The organism is Pseudomonas synxantha, from assembly GCF_900105675.1.
GTDB classification, from domain to species: Bacteria; Pseudomonadota; Gammaproteobacteria; order Pseudomonadales; family Pseudomonadaceae; genus Aquipseudomonas; species Aquipseudomonas synxantha.
The window spans coordinates 2,725,185-2,744,266 of record NZ_LT629786.1; the positions used below are offsets into that span (position 1 = coordinate 2,725,185).

9 protein-coding genes are annotated in these 19,082 nt (G+C 62.8%); 3 read left to right on the plus strand and 6 right to left on the minus strand.

The annotated features are described in order from the left end of the window. Positions 1-14: 14 nt before the first annotated feature. Positions 15-3,179: a non-ribosomal peptide synthetase gene (locus BLU48_RS12705; RefSeq protein ID WP_057022617.1), complete on the minus strand. Its 3,165-nt coding sequence runs from the start codon at positions 3,177-3,179 to the stop codon at positions 15-17. Next, entirely contained in the window at positions 3,176-13,471 is a 10,296-nt protein-coding gene (locus BLU48_RS12710) for a non-ribosomal peptide synthetase (RefSeq protein ID WP_057022618.1), read from the minus strand. Before BLU48_RS12710 ends, BLU48_RS12705 begins: the two co-directional genes overlap by 4 nt. A gap of 210 nt (positions 13,472-13,681) precedes the next feature. Between BLU48_RS12710 and BLU48_RS12715 the strand changes: the two genes are divergently transcribed. Both BLU48_RS12715 and BLU48_RS12720 read left to right on the plus strand, forming a co-directional pair. Then, complete coding sequence (locus tag BLU48_RS12715; protein WP_046072224.1) at positions 13,682-13,933, plus strand: type II toxin-antitoxin system HicA family toxin; 252 nt, start codon at positions 13,682-13,684, stop codon at positions 13,931-13,933. Next, positions 13,930-14,295 carry a type II toxin-antitoxin system HicB family antitoxin gene (locus BLU48_RS12720; protein WP_057022619.1) on the plus strand — a complete coding sequence of 122 codons (366 nt, stop codon included), beginning with the start codon at positions 13,930-13,932 and terminating at the stop codon, positions 14,293-14,295. Before BLU48_RS12715 ends, BLU48_RS12720 begins: the two co-directional genes overlap by 4 nt. On the opposite strand, the gene BLU48_RS12725 is transcribed toward BLU48_RS12720, so the two are convergent. Continuing rightward, entirely contained in the window at positions 14,296-15,468 is a 1,173-nt protein-coding gene (locus BLU48_RS12725; RefSeq protein WP_057022620.1) for an MFS transporter, read from the minus strand. Between the two features lie 131 nt (positions 15,469-15,599). Between BLU48_RS12725 and BLU48_RS12730 the strand changes: the two genes are divergently transcribed. Next, complete coding sequence (locus BLU48_RS12730) at positions 15,600-16,187, plus strand: TetR/AcrR family transcriptional regulator (RefSeq protein WP_057022621.1); 588 nt, start codon at positions 15,600-15,602, stop codon at positions 16,185-16,187. On the opposite strand, the gene BLU48_RS12735 is transcribed toward BLU48_RS12730, so the two are convergent. The 3 genes from BLU48_RS12735 to nadE form a co-directional block, all read right to left on the minus strand. After that, a complete protein-coding gene (locus tag BLU48_RS12735; protein ID WP_057022622.1) occupies positions 16,171-17,526 on the minus strand; it encodes an MATE family efflux transporter in 1,356 nt (451 codons plus the stop codon). The two genes, BLU48_RS12730 and BLU48_RS12735, sit on opposite strands and share 17 nt — an antisense overlap. 22 nt (positions 17,527-17,548) lie before the next feature. Beyond that, positions 17,549-18,121, minus strand: coding sequence for a DUF2239 family protein (locus BLU48_RS12740; RefSeq protein ID WP_057022623.1), 573 nt, complete (start codon positions 18,119-18,121; stop codon positions 17,549-17,551). 150 nt (positions 18,122-18,271) lie between these two features. Then, positions 18,272-19,081, minus strand: a complete 810-nt coding sequence (gene nadE, locus BLU48_RS12745; RefSeq protein ID WP_056846805.1) for an ammonia-dependent NAD(+) synthetase — start codon at positions 19,079-19,081, stop codon at positions 18,272-18,274. Position 19,082: the final 1 nt, after the last annotated feature.

The following is a 19,082-nucleotide window of genomic DNA, read 5'->3' on the forward strand; positions in this document are numbered from 1 at the left end:
CCCGGACACTGCCACTATCCCTGCTGCATCTGGCGGGCCTTTTCCATCAGCGCCGCCTTCTCTTCAGGGCTCATTGCATCCAGGCGCAAACGTGCCTGGGCGATCTTCTCCAGTTGCCCCGCGACACTTTCACGCTCGCGCAATGCCCGCGCCAGTTCCGCCACGCTGGGGTGATCAAACACCACACCAGGGTGAATCTCGCATTGCAGCAGCTTGCGAATACCCGCGACCAGCTTGATCACCAGCAAGGAATGCCCGCCTGCGCTGAAAAAGTCCTGGTCGATGCTCAACCGCTCCAGTCCGACCAACTGGGCCATGCGGGTGGACAGCAGTTGCTCAAGGGCGTCACGCGGTGCCACGTAGACATGCTGGGACACCACCGGCTGGGTGTACTGCAATGCCTTGCGGTCAACCTTGCCGTTGGGCAGGCGCGGCATGCGCTCCAGGCTCAGTATCTGGCGCGGCACCATGGCCGCCGGCAGGCGTTCAACGAGCTGGGTTTTGAGCTGGGTCAATACCGCCTCATCCGCCGCCACGCGCAGCACCACGAACGCCTGAGGCTCGTCTTGAACCAGCACCACCACGGCCTCACTGACCTGGGGCAAACGCAGCAGTTGCGCCTCTATCTCCGCCAGTTCAATGCGAAAACCACGCACCTTGACCTGCTGATCCCGCCGGCCATACAGCTGCACGCCGCCGCCCACCCGATAACGGGCCAGGTCGCCGCTGCGGTAGAGACGCTCGCCTGCCACCAGCGGGCTGCGGATAAACGCGTCGGCGTCAGCCTCGGCATTCAAATAGCCCCGGCACAACTGGTGGCCACCGATATACAACTCGCCGAGTTCGCCCGGCGCCAGCAATTGCGCGTCAGCGCCGAGTACAAACACCTGGTTGCCCGGCAACACCTGTGTCAGCGGGACGCCCTGGGTCAGGTCGTCACCGGGCAGCAGCGGATGCACCATCACCCCCACCGTCGCTTCGGTGGGACCGTAATGGTTGAACAGGCGGCAATCGGGGCGCAATTGCTGAATCCGCTGGATCAGGCTGGCACCGATGGCTTCACCGCCCAGCACCAGGGTCGCGGGTAATACGGGGTTTTCGGCTTCCAGCAAGGCGGCCAGGTGCGAGGGCACGATTTTCAGGCAGTCGATGCGTTGGTCCCGCAAAAACTCGGCAAAGCCCTGCGGGTCTTGCAGGGTCGCATCGTCAGCGATATGCAGGGTCGCACCGTTGTATAACGCACCGAACAAGGTGGTATTGCCCAGGTCCGCCGCGACCGTGGAGCTGAAGGCAAAGTGACGGCAGGCAGACAGACCCAACTGCTGGCTGCTGCCTGCGGTGTAGTTGAGCAACGCGCCATGCTCAACCACCACGCCTTTGGGCTGCCCGGTGGAGCCGGAGGTAAACAGCACATAGGCGGCGTCCCGGGCTTGCACGGATACTTCCGGTGCCAATGGAGCGTCAGCAGTCGACGCGCCAGGGTTCAGGACCTTGAACGAAGCCATCGGCTCGCCCTGGCTCGGCGCTTGTGCCAACAGCACCAGGCTCGCGGCGGCATGCCCGGCGATTTCCGCCTGGCGCGCCGCTGGCCATTGCGGGTCCAGGGGCAGGTAGGCTGCGCCGGCACGCCAGGTGGCGAGCATGGCGACGACCAGGTCGACCGAACGCGGTAACGCCAGGCCGACGATCGACCCGGCCTCCACGCCCTGGCGCTGCAACTCGCCACTCAACTGCGCGGCGCGGGCGTCCAGTTCGGCATAGCTGAGGGTCTGGCCCGCATGCGCCAGGGCGATGGCCTGCGGCGTCTGCTGTGCCCAGGCGGCAATGCGCCGGGGCAACAACGGCGCCTCCAGCGCTTGCACTGGCGGATTGAGTGCCAGCAGCCGGTTTTTTTCGGCAGCATCCAACAGGTTCAAGCGCCCGATGACTGCCTGTGGATTGTCGGCAATGCCATGGAGCAACTGACGGTACTGGGCCAACAGGCTCTCGACTGCTTGGGCGCAGTAGCACGCGGGATTGAAGTCCAGCGACACACCTTGTGGCTCGCCGGCTGCGCCGATGTCCAGCTGCAGTGCCAATTCAAATGACGGCAGGCCGGCTGGCAGGTCGCTGCCGGCCCAAACCAGCCCGGCCACTTCACGCGGCGCCGACACCCGTCGACAGCCAAAACCGATGGCTGGCCTGGCCTGCTGCGGGAACGCCACGGGCGCCCAGTATTCCTGCCAGGTTCGGTGCTGGTCCAACTGTGCCGCCAAGCTCGCAGCCAGGTCGCCGAAGGTGCTGGCCGGGTCGATACGAATCGCCAAGGGCAAGGTTTTCTCGAACAGGCCCAGGCTATGCTCAAAGAATTCATAATCCTGGCGTGCGTCATGCCGCCAGCCCGCCAGGAATGTTTCGCGACCGCTGATGCGGGCCAACAGCACCCACCAGGCCGTTTGCATCACCACGTCCAGCGCCAGTCCCGACGCTTGCAGGCGAGTCAACAGGGCTTGGTCCAGTGGCACGCTTAAACGCTCCGCGGGGGCGGTGCCGCCGCCGGTCAGCCGATAAGGCAAGTCCGGGCCGCCGAGCACCGGCTCGGTGGCTTGCACATGCTGCTGCCAGTAGGCTTTGGCCGCGTCGGCGTCTTCGTCGAAGATCACCTCGCTGCGCCATTCCAGGTACTGCGAAAACTGCCCCGGCTCCTCCTCTTCAAATTCTTGCTGCCCATAGGCCGCCAGCAGCTCCTGCTGGATCAGGGCCAAGGTCGCGGCATCGGTCGCGTAACGTGCGACGCCCACCAGTAGTTGCCAGTGGTCCGCTTCCAGACGCTGCAACAGCGCGCCGATCACCGGCAACGGTTGCTGCAACCATTGTTGCCGACGCTCACTCACCTGTTGGGGCGACGCCACGTCGGGCCACTGGGTAAAGCTCACCGCCTCAGCCGCCGCTACTCGCTGGCGCAGCCCGTGGTAGCCGCTGACCGGGGTAAATTGCGCCGCCAAGGCCTCATGGCGCGACACCAGGCTGTCCAGCGCGCGTTGCAGGCGCAGCGGGTCCAGTTCGCCACGAATGTCCAGTTTCAGGCAGTGAGCCAGTTCGCCCCAGCTCGCCCCTTGCTCCCGGGCGTCCAGGTACTGTTGCTGCTCGGTCAGCAACGCCAATCCTGGGTCCATCATTCCCTGTTGTGCAGTACTCATGCTCCGGCCTCTTCCTTTGCGGTCTCGCTGTGCGCGGCTTGCAGCGCGCTTCGTTCAATCATTTCACCCATCGCCACGACAATCTTGCGCGGCCCTTCGAAGGGGTCGCGAGCGTGGGCAGCCAACATGTTGTCGAGCAGGATCACGTCGCCCTTTTGCCAGTCGAACCGCACCGCGCAGGCCTCGTACAACTCGCCCACCAGCGCCATGACTTCGTCTTCAATCGGCGAACCATCGCCGTAGTACACGTGACGCGGCATGCGCTGCTCACCGAACAATGCGAGCAAGTCCTCGCGGACATCCGGGTCCAGGCAGAAGATGTGATGCAGTTGAACCTGGTTGAAGAAGGTTTTTTCCCCCGTCACCGGGTGCCGGATGATCGCCGGGCACGGTGTGCGGATTTGCAGTTCATCGTTGTCCAGCCAGGTCCATTCAATGCCCGCAGCCCGGCAACGCGCCTCGACATCGGCACGTACATCGGTCTTGAAGAAGTGCTGCCAGGAAACGTCCAGCTTGTCGGCAAAGGTGCGTACGTACAGCAAGCCCTTGTCTTCGAAGCGCTCGCGAATCGCCACCGGCAGCTTGAGGTACATCTGCCGGCAATCCACCACCGGAGTGGCGCCGCCCACAGGCGAGGGTTGCTCGCAGAAGAACAGCTGCTTGCGCGGCCAGCGGTCCTGATGGGAGCTTTCGTTATGGAACAGGATCATTTTCTTTTCAGGGTACGGCGTTGAACGGTAGGTGTTCTTGCCGCCCTCCTTTTTCGGCAAGTCGCCGTATTGGCCGTACAACCCCGGTTGTACGGCTTCGGCAAACGCTTCGAAGTCATGAATGTCGCGCAGGGCAAAGCCGCGAAACAGAATCCCCGCATGACGAGCCAGTTTGGCTTCCACCAACGCCCGGTTTTCCTTGATCCAGGCCACCAGGTCCAGGCCCGGATCGGTAGGTTCCATCAGCAAGGGGAAGTCCTGCTCCGGGACCAGCAGCGTTTCACGCACCAGTGCGCCGGCAGGCTTGTCGGTGCGGCTTTGCGACTTTTTCAGGAACTTGCCCAGCTTGTCGGCCTTGATGGCTGGCGGTACGGGCGTGATGGGTTGCTCCAGGGTATTGGTAGGCATGGTGATGTCCCCTAATCGAATGTTCGGATCACACACAATCTGCTCAAGAATTCCTGTCCAGGCGTTGACGAATGACTCAATGCGTTGTTGTTCAAACAGGTCACTGGCGTACTGCCAGGTCCCGTGCAGATGGCCGGCATCTTCATCGATGAACAGGGCCATATCGAACTTGGAATAACCGCCACGGGTCGGCAGCACCTGCACGTCTATACCGTCGATCTGGCCGCCCTGCACGGGCAGGTTGTTCATGACGAACAGCACCTGTACCAGTGGGTTGAAACCCCGCTGGCGCGGACGCGACGAGGCTTCGACGATCATGTCGAACGGCAGGTCTTGATGTTCGAAGGCATCCAGCGCAGTGCCCTGGGTGTTGGCCAGGAAAGTGTTGAACGGTTGTTGCGCCGCAAAGCTGGAACGCAACGGCAGAATGTTCACGAAGAAACCGATCAGGCCTTCCAGCTCGGGCTGCTGGCGCCCGGCAACGTCGGCACCGACCAGCACGTCGTCGCAACCGCTGAGCCGGTGCAGCATGACCTGGAACGCTGCCAGCATGGTGCTGTAGAGGGTGACGCCGGCTTTGGCCGAGAGTGCCTTCAAACCGTCATGCAGGGCGGTGGGCAGCGTAAAGGCCAGGTCCCGGCCTTCGTAGGTGGGTGCCTGGGGTCGAACTTTATCGGTGGGCAGTTGCAAAACACCGCTGTGACCGGCCAGCGCCTGCTCCCAGTAGCGCGCCTGGGCGGCCAGTACGCCGGTTTCTTGCAGCTGCTGTTGCCACAGGGCGTAATCGGAATACTGGATCGGCAAGGGCGGCAGCGGCTCAAGCACACCGGCCTTGGCGCGCGCATAAATGCCCACCAGTTCATTGACCAGCACGGCCATCGACCAGCCATCGGAGATGATGTGGTGCGTCGAATACAGCAATACGTGTTCAGTGGGGCCCAGCTTGAGCACTTGCCCGCGCAACAACGGCGCCTGCAACAGGCTGATGGGCTGGCGGGTATTGGCTTCAACGGCAACCGCGATCCGGCGCTCTTGTTCGGCCGGATCCAGGGACGACAGGTCCACCATCGGCAAGTCGACATCCGCGTGCGCGGCGATGATTGCCAGCGGGTCACCCTCCTCGTCGCTGACGTAGGCCGTGCGCAGGGTTTCGTGACGGGCAACCACTTGCGCCAGGCTGTCAATCAGCAGCGGCAATGACAGTTCGCCGCGCAAGCGCACGGCCAGCGGCATGCCATAGGCGCCACTCGCATCCGAAAGCTGCTCGACCACCCATAGACGGCGTTGCGCCAGGGACAGGATCACACTGGATTTATCACCCTGGGCCACCAGCGGGATCTGCACCTGCGACTCATCCCGCCCGCTCCGGGCAGCCACTATGGCCACAAAGTCGGCCAGGCGCGGTGCGCCGAACAGATCGCGCAGGCTCAGGCTGCAGGACAGCAACGCCTTCAAGCGTGCAACCACTTGGGTGGCCAGCAGCGAGTGCCCACCCAACTCGAAAAAGTGATCGTCCAGCCCGACCTGTTCCAGCTCCAGCACGCTTTGCCAGACACCCGCGACCTGGATTTCCAACGCCGTGCGCGGTGCCACGTAGTGGTTTTGCTGTTGGCTGGCATCCGGTTTTGGCAGGGCCTTGCGGTCCAGCTTGCCATTGGGGCTCAAGGGCAGCACATCGAGGAACATCAGCAAGCCCGGCACCATATAGTCCGGCAGCACCGCCGCCAAGGCCGCCTTGATCGACTGGCGCAACTCCGCTTGCGATAGTGCCGTGGCGTGAGGCACCACGTAAGCCACCAGCTGCAAGCCAACGGCCGCCGGCTGCGCGAGAACGATGGCGTCTCGCACCTGCTCCTGCTCCAGCAACCGGGCCTCGATTTCCCCCAGTTCGATACGGAAACCGCGGATTTTCACCTGATGGTCGATCCGCCCGACATATTCGATCACACCCGAGGCGTTGTAACGCGCCAGGTCGCCAGTACGGTACAAACGCCCGCCATTCTGGCTGAACGGATCGGGCATGAAGCGTTCGGCGGTCAGGTCCGGGCGGTTGAAATAACCACGGGCCAACAACTCGCCGCCGATCACCAGTTCACCCACCACGCCGATCGGTGCCGGGGCACCGCTGTCATCCAGCAGGTAGATGCTGCGACCGGCCAGGACCTTGCCGATGGGCATGGTCAAGGGTGTGGGGCGGGCGCCGGTCACGTAGTCGGTGCAGTTGAGGGCGGTGACCGTCACCGTGGCTTCGGTGGGGCCATAGGTATTGAGCAGCTTGACGTGCCCAAGGCCGGCCTCGGCCCACGCGGCAAGGCCTTCGGGCGGCATGGCTTCACCGCCGGCGTGGACTTGCTTGAGGCGCCCATAATCGCGCGGACCGGCCGTGGCGAAATCCTTGGCCAGCAGGTTCCAATAGGCGGTGGTGAGGTCGACCACACTGATCTGGTGCTTGATCAGTTCGCGGTAGAAGGTCTCGGTGTCCCAGATCTCGGTGCCGCGCAGCACCACCGAGGCGCCGCAGATCAGCGCCGGGTACAACTGCTCGACGAAGCCGTCGAAGTTGAAGGTGGAAAACTGCAGGATGCGGTCATCGCCCTTGAGGTTGAAAAAATCCAGCGCCACATAGGCATGGCGAGTCAGCGACAGCTGGTTGATGCCCACGCCTTTGGGCCGGCCGGTGGAGCCCGAAGTGAACATCACATACGCCAGGTTCTGGGCATGGGCGCGGTTGCTCAGGTTGCTGGCGTCCAGGTCGACCCAGGCCTGGTCCTGGTCCAGGCACAAGTGGTCGACATAGGCGGGAATCGCCAGGCGTTCACGTAAGTTACTCTGGGTCAGCATCAGCCGGGTGCCGCTGTCTTCGATCATGCACAGCAGGCGGTCCTGGGGGTATTCCGGGTCCAGGGGCACGTAGGCGCCGCCGGCCTTGAGCACCGCCAGCAGGCCGATGATCATGTCCAGGCCGCGCTCCACGGCGATCCCCACCAGCACGTCGGGGCCGACGCCCAGGCGCACCAGATGCCGGGCCAGGCGGTTGGCCCGGGCGTTGAGTTCGGCGTAGCTCAACTGACGGTCTTCGAAGAGCAAGGCCGGTGCTGAAGGTTGCTGCGCCACCTGGGCTTCGAACAGTTGATGAACCCGCTGCTCACTGGGGTAGTCGAGAGTGGCGCTGCTCCAGTCATGCACCAGCGACTGGTGCTCCTGGGCGTCCAGCAGGCTGAGTTCCGCCAACGGTAGCTCGGCTGCATCGAGCATATGCTGGAGCAGGTTGCTCAAGTGCGTACCAAGACGCTGCACCGCCGCCGTTGAAAAGTGCCCATGGGCATAGCTGTAATGCAAGGTCAGGGTGTCGCCCAGATTGACCGTCAGGGTCAGCGGATAACTGGTCTGCTCATGGGTGTGCAAGGCCTCGAAGTGCAGGCCGTCGGGGGCGCCGCGTTGCAGCACTTCAGAGACCGGATAGTTTTCGAAGACCAGGATAGTGTCGAACAGTGCCTCGCCACCGCGACCGGCCCAACGCTGGATCTCGTAAAGCGGTGCGTGTTCGTGTTCGCGCAGGCTCAGGTTCAACGCCTGTACGCTTTGCAGCCAACTGCCGAGGCTTTGCTCGGCCTGCGGGGTCGCCACCACCGGCAGGGTGTTGATGAACAGGCCAATCTGTTGCTCGACCCCGGGCAAATGCGCCGGGCGCCCCGCTACCGTGGCACCAAACGCCACCGTGGCCTGAGCGCTGTAGCGTTGCAGCAGCAACAGCCAGGCGGCTTGTACCAAAGTGTTGAGCGTGACTTTCTGCTGACGGGCAAATTCATGCAGCCGCCGGGTCTGCGTGGCGTCCACCACGCAATAGTGTTCGCCATAGGCCGGCCCCGACAGGGCCGGTACCTGCGCCTGGGCCAGGCGGGTCGGCTGTTCCAGGGGCAATAGCTGGGCCTTCCAGAATGCTTCGCTGGCGGCACTGTCCTGCTCTTGCAGCCAGGCAATGTAATCGCGATAGCGGCCCACTGCGGCCGGCGGGTTCTGGCCGCTGTAGCGCTGCAACACTTCGCCGAGCAACTGTGAGTTGCTCCACCCGTCCATCAGGATGTGGTGATGGGTGTAAATCAGATGCCAGTCGCTGTCCGTCAGTTGCACCAGAACCAGGCGCAACAGCGGTGGCCGGGCCAGGTCGAAAGGTTGCTGCGATTGCGCCTGGGCCAGGGCATCAAGGGTCGCCGGCACCGCCTCATGGTAGCGCCAGTCGAGCACGCTGAACGGCAACTGCACCTGGCGATGTACCATTTGCTGGGCCTGCGGCCAGTCGCCAGGCCAGATGAAGCCGGTACGCAGGATGTCCTGGGCGTCGACCGTGGCCTGCCAGGCGGCACGAAAACGTGCGACGTCCAGCCCCTGCACATTGACGCGCATCTGGTTGATGTAATCGCCGGCGTCCTGCTCGTAAAGGCTGTGAAACAGCATGCCCTGCTGCATCGGCGACAAGGGGTACAGGTCTTCGGCCTCGGCGCCTATCTGCGCCAGCGCATCCAGCTGGGACTGGCTGATGCCGGCCAAGGGGAAATCCGACGGCGTCGCCTGCCCGGCTTCAAGCCCGCAGCAATGGGCAATCACCGCCTTGAGTTCGCCAGCATAGTCGTCAGCCAGTTGCTGGATCGTCGCGCACGAAAACATCTCACGGCTGAACCCCCATTGCAGGGACAGTTCGCCGCCGTAAACCTGCCCCTCGACCGTCAGCCAGTTGGCCAGCGGCGCAAGCGGGTCCTGGGCCCGACCGTTGCCTTCGGTGGAAGGCACGAACAGCGCGCCTTCGTCGAACTGGCGGTCGAACTGCCCAAGGTAGTTGAACGTGATGCGCGGCTGGGGCAGCGCCGCCAGGGTCGCGACCACGGATGGCGGGGCCAGGTAGCGCAACACGCCGTAGCCAACGCCTTTGTCCGGCACCGCATGCAGTTGTTCCTTGAGCGTCTTGATCGAGTCTGACAGCGCGTGTGCCGGAGTGAGGTTGACGGGAAACAGACTGGTGAACCAGCCGACGGTGCGGGTCAGGTCCACGCCGTCAAACAGGTCTTCACGCCCATGGCCTTCCAACTGAATCAACGTGCTGGCCTGCCCGCTCCAGCGGCACACCACACGCGCCAGTGCGGTAAGCAGCAGGTCGTTGACCTGGGTGCGATAGGCGGCCGGCGCGAGGGTCAAGAGTTGGCGAGTGGTCTCGGCATCCAGGGTGCAACTGACCTTTTCCTCCAAGTATTGATGCAAGGCACCCTGGGGGTTATCGCAGGGCAAATCCGCGGTCGACGCCTGCCCAAGCTGCGCTTGCCAGCCTTCCAGCTGAGGCAGGAAGCGTGGAACGGCGTCTTGCAGCCGGGCCGTCCAGGCTTGATAGGCGGTGGTCTTGCCCGCCAGTGCTGGCGCTGCCCCCTCGCGCAAGCCGGCGTACAACTGTTGCAAATCGTCCAGCAGGATGCGCCAGGACACCCCGTCCACCACCAGGTGATGGATCACCAACAGCAAGCGCTGGCTGTGATCGGGCATCTGCACCAACAGTGCGCGCAACAACGGGCCGTCTTGCAGGTTGAGGCTGCGCTGGGCCTCATCACACAGCTCAGCCAGGGCTTCGTGACTGTCTACCTGGCGCTGCCACAGCACGGATTCACCCACAGGCTCGCTGTAGTGCTGTTGCCACCCCTCAGCGTTCGCCTGGTAACGTAGGCGCAAGCCGTCATGGTGGTTGACCAGTTGCTGCAACGCGGCGTCCAGGAACGCCGCCACGATTGGCTCGCGTGGTATCAGCAACAACGACTGGTTCCAGTGCTGGCGCTGGGGGATGTCCTGGGCGAAGAACCAGTGCTGCACCGGGCTGAGGATCGCCCGGCCCTGGGCAGCACCCTGGTCGATCGTGGTATGCAGGCGCAGGCTTGCGACTTGCGCCAGGCTACGCAGGGTCTGGTGCTGGAACACATCCTTGGGGCTGAGGTTGATGTCGGCCTGGCGTGCCCGGCTGACCACCTGCATGGACACGATGGAGTCGCCGCCCAGTTCGAAGAAGTTATCGTCCAGCCCCACCCGCTCGACCCCGAGCACCGTTTGCCAGATGGCCGCGAGGGCTTTCTCCGTGTCGCTTTGCGGTCCGACGTGCAGCCGGGCCGATGGTGAGCTGTCGATGGCTGGCAGGGCCTTGCGGTCGAGCTTGCCATTGGGGGTCAGTGGCAAGCGCTCCAGGAACAGCAAATGGTTGGGTACCATGTAAGCCGGCAGCACCTGCTTGAGGGCAGCCTTGAGGGTTTCGCGCAAGGCATCCTGAGCCTTGGCATCCCCCTGCAAACTCGCCTCGGCAGGCACCAGGTACGCCACCAGCTGCTGGCCGACCGGGCTGTCCTGGGCCAGTACTGCCAATTCGCGTATCCCAGGCTGACGCAACAGCTGAGCCTCGATTTCGCCCAGTTCAATACGAAAACCGCGCACCTTGACCTGATGATCGATACGGCCTTGGTACTCAAGCACGCCGCCGTCCTGGTAGCGCACCAGATCGCCGGTGCGGTACAGACGTTCGCCCTGCGTGGAGAACGGGTTGGGCACATAGCGCTCGGCGGTCAGGGCGGCGCGCCCGAGGTAACCACGGGTAATCCCCGCCCCTGCCAGGTAGAGTTCGGCGCAGACACCTTGGGGCACGGCCTGTAGCCGGGCATCGAGCAGGTAGCTCGCGGTATGGCTGACTGGCCGGCCAATGTTCGGGCGACCACCGGCGGTACGCCGGGTATAAGTGGAATAGGTGGTGTCTTCAGAGGGCCCGTAAAGGTCGTAGACATGCTCGACACCAGGCTGTTGATAGAGAGCCTCCACCAACGTCTGTTTCAGCGGTTCGCCGGCCAGGTTGATGATGCACACGCTGGGAGGAATCTGCCCCGTGCGCTCAAGCGCAGCAATCGCCGATGGCACGGTATTGATCAAGCGCACCCGATCCCGGGCCGGCAGATCCGGCAATTGCAGGGCATTACGGGCAATGATCAGCGAGCCACCGGCGGCCAGGGTCACAAACAGTTCCCACACCGAGAGATCGAAACACACCGACGTCGAGGCCAGCACGCCCTGCACATCTTCACGGCTGTAGACCCGTTGCGACCAGTCGATCAGCGCAATTACGTTACGATGGGCAATCGCCACACCCTTTGGTTTGCCGGTGGAGCCAGAGGTGTAGATCACGTAGGCCAGGTTATCCGCAGTCACCACCGTGACCGGCTCGATCGCAGGCCAGGGCGCCAGCAGCGTTGCCAGGTCATCGAGCAACATCACTTGTGTACCGGGGACCGTCGGCAGGGTTTGCGCCACGGCCTGCTCGGTCAGCAGCAACAAGGCACGGCTGTCTTCGAGCATGTAGGCCACACGCTCGGCCGGGTAGTCCGGGTCGAGCGGTACATACGCACCACCGGCCTTGAGCACCGCCAGCAACGCCACCAGCAATGCCTCGGAACGGGCCATCGCTACGCCGACGCGTACTTCCGGCCCCACGCCATGCTTGACCAGAAGATGCGCCAGTTGATTGGCCTGCCGATCCAGTTGCGCATAGGTCAACTCACACACGCCGAAGGTCACCGCCAGCGCCTGCGGGGTTTGCCGCGCCTGCTCGGCAATGCGCTGGTGGATGCACTGCGCCTGGGGGAAGCTGTCGTGGCGGGGGTTCCAGTCATGCACGATGCGCTGGTATTCGTCCTCGTCCAGCAACGGCAAATCGCCAATGGCCTGTCGGGAGTCGGCCACCATGCCCTGTAACAGCCGCAACCAGTGGCGCGCCATACGCTCGATGGTGGCAGGCTCGAACAGGTCATCGGCGTAGGTCAGCGCGGCATGCAGGGTGCCGGACTGCTCATAGGTATCCAGTGTCAGGTCAAATTGCGTGGTGCGGCCTTGACGCTGCACCAGGCTCAGTTCCAGGCCCGATGCGGTGCTGACCGTGGAAATATCCGCCACCTGAGGCTGGTGGTTGTACATCACCTGGAACAGCGGGGTGTGGCTCAAGCTGCGCTCGATATTCAGCGCTTCAACCAGCCGTTCGAAGGGCAGATCCTGATGCGCCTGGGCACCGAGGGCCGCTTCCTTGATGGTGGCGAGCAGTTGGTCGACAGGGGTTTGCCCGTTCAATTCAGTGCGCAGTACCTGGGTGTTGACGAAGAAACCAATCAAACCCTCGACTTCACTGCGGTTACGGTTGGCAATCGGCACGCCGACGCGGATATCGCCCTGGCCGGTGTAACGATGCAGCAGCACATTAAAGGCACCCAGCAGCAGCATGAACAGGGTGACGTTGTGTTTTTGCGCGCAACTGCGCAGTTGCGCAGCCAGCGCCGGATCAATCGCGAAGTTATGCCGCGTGCCCTGGTAGCTGGGCATCGCCGGGCGCGGATGATCGGTGGGCAGCTCCAGTACCGGATGCTCATTGCCCAGGCGCGCCTGCCAGTATTCCAACTGGCGCGCCTGCTCGCCCGCTTCCAGCCAGCGTCGCTGCCACAGCGCGTAGTCGCTGTACTGGATCGGCAGCTCGGGCAGTTGCGGCGTTTCGTTGCGCTCATGGGCGTCATAGCAACGAATGAACTCGTCGATCAGCACATTCATCGACCAACCGTCGGAGACGATGTGGTGCAGCGTCAGCAGCAGCACGTGTTCCTGATCGTCGAGTTTGAGTAATTGCACGCGCAGCAGCGGGCCGTGTTCCAAGTCAAATGGCAACAAGGATTGGCGGTTAGCGGCATCGTTGACGGCCTGCTCGCGCTCGGCGGCGGGCAAGGCGCTGACGTCCAGTTGCTCGACCGCAAGCGACGGCTCTATCGCCACCTGCACCAGACGCTCATCGGCCTGGCGCTGGAACACGGTGCGCAGGGTTTCGTGACGCGCCACCAGGCTGGCGAACGCTTGTTCCATCGCTGTCAGGTTCAGCGCGCCGATCAAGCGCACCGCGCCGGGCAGATTGTAGGCGCCGCTGGCCGGGTCCAATTGCCACAGAAACCACATGCGCTGCTGTGCGTAGGACAGCGCCTGGCGGTCCTGCACCTCTACCCCTGCCGGAATCGGAAACCGGGAAAACTCCACGCCTTCTTTCTGCAAGGCTTGCAGGAACAGCTGGCGTTTTTCCAGAGGCAGCCCGATAAACCGGCGAGCAAGTTTCAAGGAGTCTTCAGCATTCATTTCTTCGAATCCGGGGCAATAGGCGGGAAGCACAAAGGCACGTCGTCCCTATAAAACGAACCGGAAGGGGAAAAATTAGCGCGGGGATGGGTGGCGTCGAGCGAGCTGTCAACAAGGGTTACATCAATTCCAGGCAAGGCACGCGAAGCCAAGCTAGCATTGACGAACACCACTTTTTGCAACTACATTTAGTTACACGCAGGGAGCGCCGTGTCCAAAAATGAAAAGCTGCTCGCCAAACTGCTCAATGAGCACATGGCATTTACCTGGCCCGAGCTCGTCACACTGTTACGACGGCTCGGATACACACAGATTGAAGGGGCCGGAAGCCGGGTCAAATTCGACATCGGCGACCCCAGTGCAATGATCACGTTGCACAGGCCTCACCCCGGCAACGAACTGAAGCACTACATTCGTCGCCAGATCATCGAACAATTGAAATCAGGAGAACTGATTCAGTGAACAACCAACTGAAACACAATGGCTATATCGGCTCTATCGAAGCCAGCCTTGAAGACAACTGCCTGTTTGGCAAGGTCCTGTTCATCAAGGCATTAGTGAGCTACGAAGGTAAAACCGTCGCAGAACTGGAAGCCGCCTTCCGTGAAGCGGTGGACGATTACCTCGCGACCTGCCATGCCCTCGGGCAAACGCCGGAGAAACCTTGCAAAGGTTCATTCAACGTGCGCGTCGGGCATGACCTGCACTTGGCAGCAGCCCTGGCAGCAACCCGTAAGAAAGTGACGTTGAATGATCTGACGCGCCAAGCGTTGAGCGAGTTTCTACAACATCACTATCCAGAGCCATGCCCGGCGATAGGCTGACTAGCCCAACCGTCGGTAACCCAACACCGCCGAGCCCAACACCACTGCCCCCGCCGCCAACGCCACCCAGAATCCGCTGGCGGCTCCAAAATGATCGATCATCCAACCGGAGCTGGCGGCACCGATGGCCACGCCGATGCTCAGGCCGGTGATCAGCCAGGTCATGCCTTCGGTGAGGCGGCTGGGCGGGACGATCTGCTCGACCATGGCCATGGACACGATCAAGGTGGGCGCGAAGAACAGGCCGGAGATAAAAATCGCGGCGGCCAGGCCCGGAATATTGCTCACCAGCAACAAGGGCAAGGTGGTCAGCGCCGTGGCCACGCCGCAGTACAGGAACTGCCGGGGCAACGGTGCCTTGAGTTTGAGGGCGCCAAAGGCCAGCCCGGCCAGGCACGAACCGATGGCGTACACCGACAGCACGATACTCGCCGCCGCCGGCTGGCCTTGATGCTGGGCGAACGCCACGCTGACCACATCCACCACGCCGACGATCACGCCCATGGCCAGAAGCAGGATCATCAGGATCAGCACCGAGGGCGAAGCGATCAGCCAGCGACCGTGCGCATCGTGGTGTGCGTGGACCGGTGGCTCGGTTTGCCGCTGCAATACAAAGGTGGTCACACCTATGGCCAGCAATACTGCCGCCACCAAGGGGCCGGCTTCAGGAAACAGCACTACGCTCAGGCCAACGGAAATGGGCGGGCCAATGATGAAGCACACCTCATCGAGCACCGACTCCAGGGCAAATGCGGTCTGCAGCCTGGGCTTGCCGCGGTACAGCTCGGTCCAGCGTGCCCGCACCATGGCGGACATGTTCGGCATGCAACCGGCCAGCGCGGCAAACAGGAACAGCGTCCAATTCGGCGCCTGCAAGCGCGTACACAGCAGCACCATCAACAACGCCCCGCCGCCGATCAAAGCGGCAATCGGCAATACCTTGCCCTGGCCGTAGCGGTCCACCCAACGTGAAACTTGCGGCGCGCAGAACGCCGTAGCCAGGGCAAAGACCGCCGCCACCGAACCGGCCAGGCCATAGCCGCCATGTACCTGGGACAACATGGTGATCAGGCCGATGCCGGTCATCGATATCGGCATGCGCGCCAGCATGCCGGCGAGCACAAAGGCTCGGGCACCGGGGACCTGGAATAATTCGGCGTAAGGGTTTGCCATCCTGCTTGACCTCTTGCTTGAAGCCCCGGGCTTGCTATCTGAAGCGATCAGGGCAAAATACATACGGTGCGTATGTGGCAGATCATGCTTTGCATACGCAGCGTATGTCAATCACCCAGCGAGAGACTTCCATGAGCCGAGCCCGTGCCGAAATGATCGAAGCCACCCGCGCCCGCCTTATAGCCAGCGCGCGCCGAGCCTTCGCCACCCAAGGCTATGCCAATACTTCGATGGATGGCTTCACCGCCCAAGCCGGGCTGACACGCGGTGCGTTGTACCATCACTTTGGTGACAAAAAAGGCTTGCTGGCGGCCGTAGTCGCCCAGCTCGACAGCGAGATGGACGAGCGCTTGCAGCGCATCTCGGAGCAGGCCGCAGAACCCTGGAGCGGTTTTTGCGAACGCTGCCGAGCCTATCTGCGCATGGCCCAGGACCCTGAAATCCAGCGCATCGTGTTGCAGGATGCGCCGGCGGTGCTGGGCAATACCGGCCCCCAACAACATTGCGTTGAATCATTGCGCCAATTGCTGGAGGCATTGATGCAGGCCGGGTTGATTCCTAAGGCCCCCAGCCAGGCACTGGCGCAGATGATCAACGGCAGCCTGGTCAATACCGCGTTGTGGATTGCCCGGGATGACCACCCGGGCATGCGGCTGGAAGAAGCCTTGCAGAGCCTGGAGCTACTCTTGCGCGGGCTGAGCCTCAAACCAAGCGCTTGATCTGCTTATGCCGCCACACCAGCCGGTAGTACAGAGTCTGCAGCACCAGCATCGCCAGGTAGGTCACCGGGAAGGCCATCCACACCCCTTCCAGCCCGAAGTGGGCGTTGAACAGGTAAGCCATCGGCAGTTCCACGCAGAGCACGCAAAATATCGAGATCGCCACCGGCATCAGCACCACGCCACTGGCGCGCATGATGCCGCCGATCACCGCCTGGAACCCGAACACCAGGATGCTCCAGAGCATGATGTGCAGCAGGTGTTCGGCCCTGACCCGCGCGCTGTCGTCGGTGATGAACAGCCCCAGCAGCCAGTGCGACAAAGCGTAGCCGAGCACGATCAGGGCACCGGTCAGGCACAGGTTGATCACCAACCCGGTGCGCAGGATCGGCCCGATGCGCTCCAGGCGCCCGGCGCCAATCGCCTGGGCACCGAGGATCGACGCAGTGATCGCGATCGACAGCGCCGGGAACTGCACATAGTTGACGATCTGCGTCACCGCGCCATAGGCCGCCGTGGCCTGGGAGCCGTGGCCGTTGACCAGGGCCAGGATGACCAATTCCGACAACGACAACACCACCATCTGCAAGCCCGTCGGCAGGCCGATGCGCAGGACCTTGCCGAGGATCACGCGGTCCAGGCGCAAGGCCGCGAGCAATTCACGATCCGGCGCCATCACATGGTTTTTATGCCGCAGGCGCAGGACCAGGAACAGCATCGCCAAGGCATTACCCACCAACCCTGCGTACACCGCACTCTGGATGCCCATGGGCGGCAGGCCGATCCAGCCACGAATCAGCGCCGGGGTCAGCACCAAGCCCACCAAGGTCGAGACCATCAACGCCAGCAGCGGCGAAATCGTGTCGCTCACCCCGCGCAGCAATTGGGTATAGAGGATGAAGACCAGCAACAATGGCATGATCAACATCATCATCTGGGCGTAACCCACCGCATCGTCGAGCACATCCAGCGGCGTACCCAATGCCTGCAAGGCCGGACGCGCAAACAGGCTGCCCAGTACCGCAGCGATCAGGCCCACCAGCGCGCCCAACGTGAGGGTGGCGCCGGTAATCACTTTGACCAGTCCCGTCTCCTGGGCGCCCCACGCCTGGCCGATCAATACCGAAGCGCCCGCCCCCAGGCCGATCACCAGGGCGATAAAGAAAAACACGATGGGGAACATGCCCGATACCGCCGCCAGCGCCTGGGTGCCGAGCATTTGCCCGACATAGATGCCGTTGAGGGTGCCGGAAAAGCTCTGCAGAAAATTGGACAGCACCATGGGTGCCAGAAAGATCAGGTAGATCTGCCACAACGGCCGTTGCTGGGTAACTTCCATGCTGGTTCGAGTCCCGGAGTGATTAGGCTGGGAAGGCATTGCGCGACAGCCAGCCCAGGTACGTCTGCACGTCCACCGGCCAGCGCGCGATGCTGTGCGAGAAGCCGGCCCTGTCCTGGGCAAACAGCGCGCGCGAGGCGTCTTCAAAGCCCGGCAGGTTGCCGCCAATGGCGCTCATGAAGCGATAGCTGGCCTCCTTGGCCTGGCGCAGTTGATCAACACTGGCGTGGGCCGTGCGCGCTTCATCCACCAACCGACGCAGCGCAGCCGACGCACCGCCGCGCTGCTGGCCGAGCCACTCCCAATGACGTGGCAGCAAGGTGACTTCGCGGGCGATCACACCTAATTTCGGTCGGCCCACCGAGGGCATGGCAGGTGGCTCGTCTTCGCTTTCGACCGGGGCCGGAGGCTGCGGCGCGTAGCCTGCTGGCCACGGATAATCGACCTGCGTGCCCGTGGTGTCATCGAAGACCAGGAAGCTACCAGCGGGCAACGCCTGAGTGGACAGGGCCTCGGCCACATCGGCATAGGTGCCGGCGGCGATGCGTTGATGCCCTGCGAAAGCGGTGCATAGGGAAAGGTTTTGCGTAGGCATGAATTATTACCCGGGTGTTATTTGTTTTACCCGGGTTATATTAGACTGAATTGGCCGACTTGCAAGAATCTTTTGCAAGCGCTACCTCTTGACTGACCGGCTTCAGGGCAAGCCCCCTCCTGCAGATCCAGGCTGCGTAGACATCTTTGCCTAAAGGGGCACGATGGGCAGCGCGCGCTTGTGCGCGGTCTTGCTGTAGGCGCTCTCTACAATCGTTCTTACGTGCTCACTCACAGGCTCGCCCATCAGATACGCGTCGATGTCGTCATAGGTACAGCCGTAGGCGACTTCGTCCAGCTTGCCCGGCGCCAGTTCTTCGAGGTCGGCGGTCGGGGCTTTTTTGACCAGGTTGTCGGGGGCGCCCAGTGCGGTGCCGAGCAGGCGTACCTGGGTTTTGGTCAGGCCGGAGAGCGGTGCCAGGTCGCAGGCGCCGTCGCCAAATTTGGTGAAGAAGCCCATCAGCGCTTCAGCGCCTTGGTCGGTACCGACCACCAGGCCGTTTTGCAGATTGGCGACGGCATATTGCGCAATCATCCGCGTGCGCGCCTTGACGTTGCCTTTGATGAAGTCCACGCGTTCGGCATCGACCTCGCCGGCAGGCAGGCTGCTCATCAAGCCATCGACACTGGCGGCGATGTTTAGGGTATCGATCTGGTCCGGGCGTATAAAGTCCAGGGACGCGGTAGCATCGTGCTCGTCAGCCTGGCTCTTGTACGGCAGGCGCATGGCGATAAACCGCGCGGCGTAATCCTGCGAGCGCAGCTGCTCGACCGCCAGCTGGCACAGGCGGCCGGCGACCAGCGAGTCGACGCCGCCACTGATGCCCAGCACCAGGGCTTTGCAGCCCGAACTGCGCAAGGTGCGCTTGATGAAGTCGATGCGACGTTGGATTTCCTTGGCTTCGCCCCCCTTCACCAACTGCCGATTGATATTCAGTTCCTGTGCGATACGGTCCTGCATG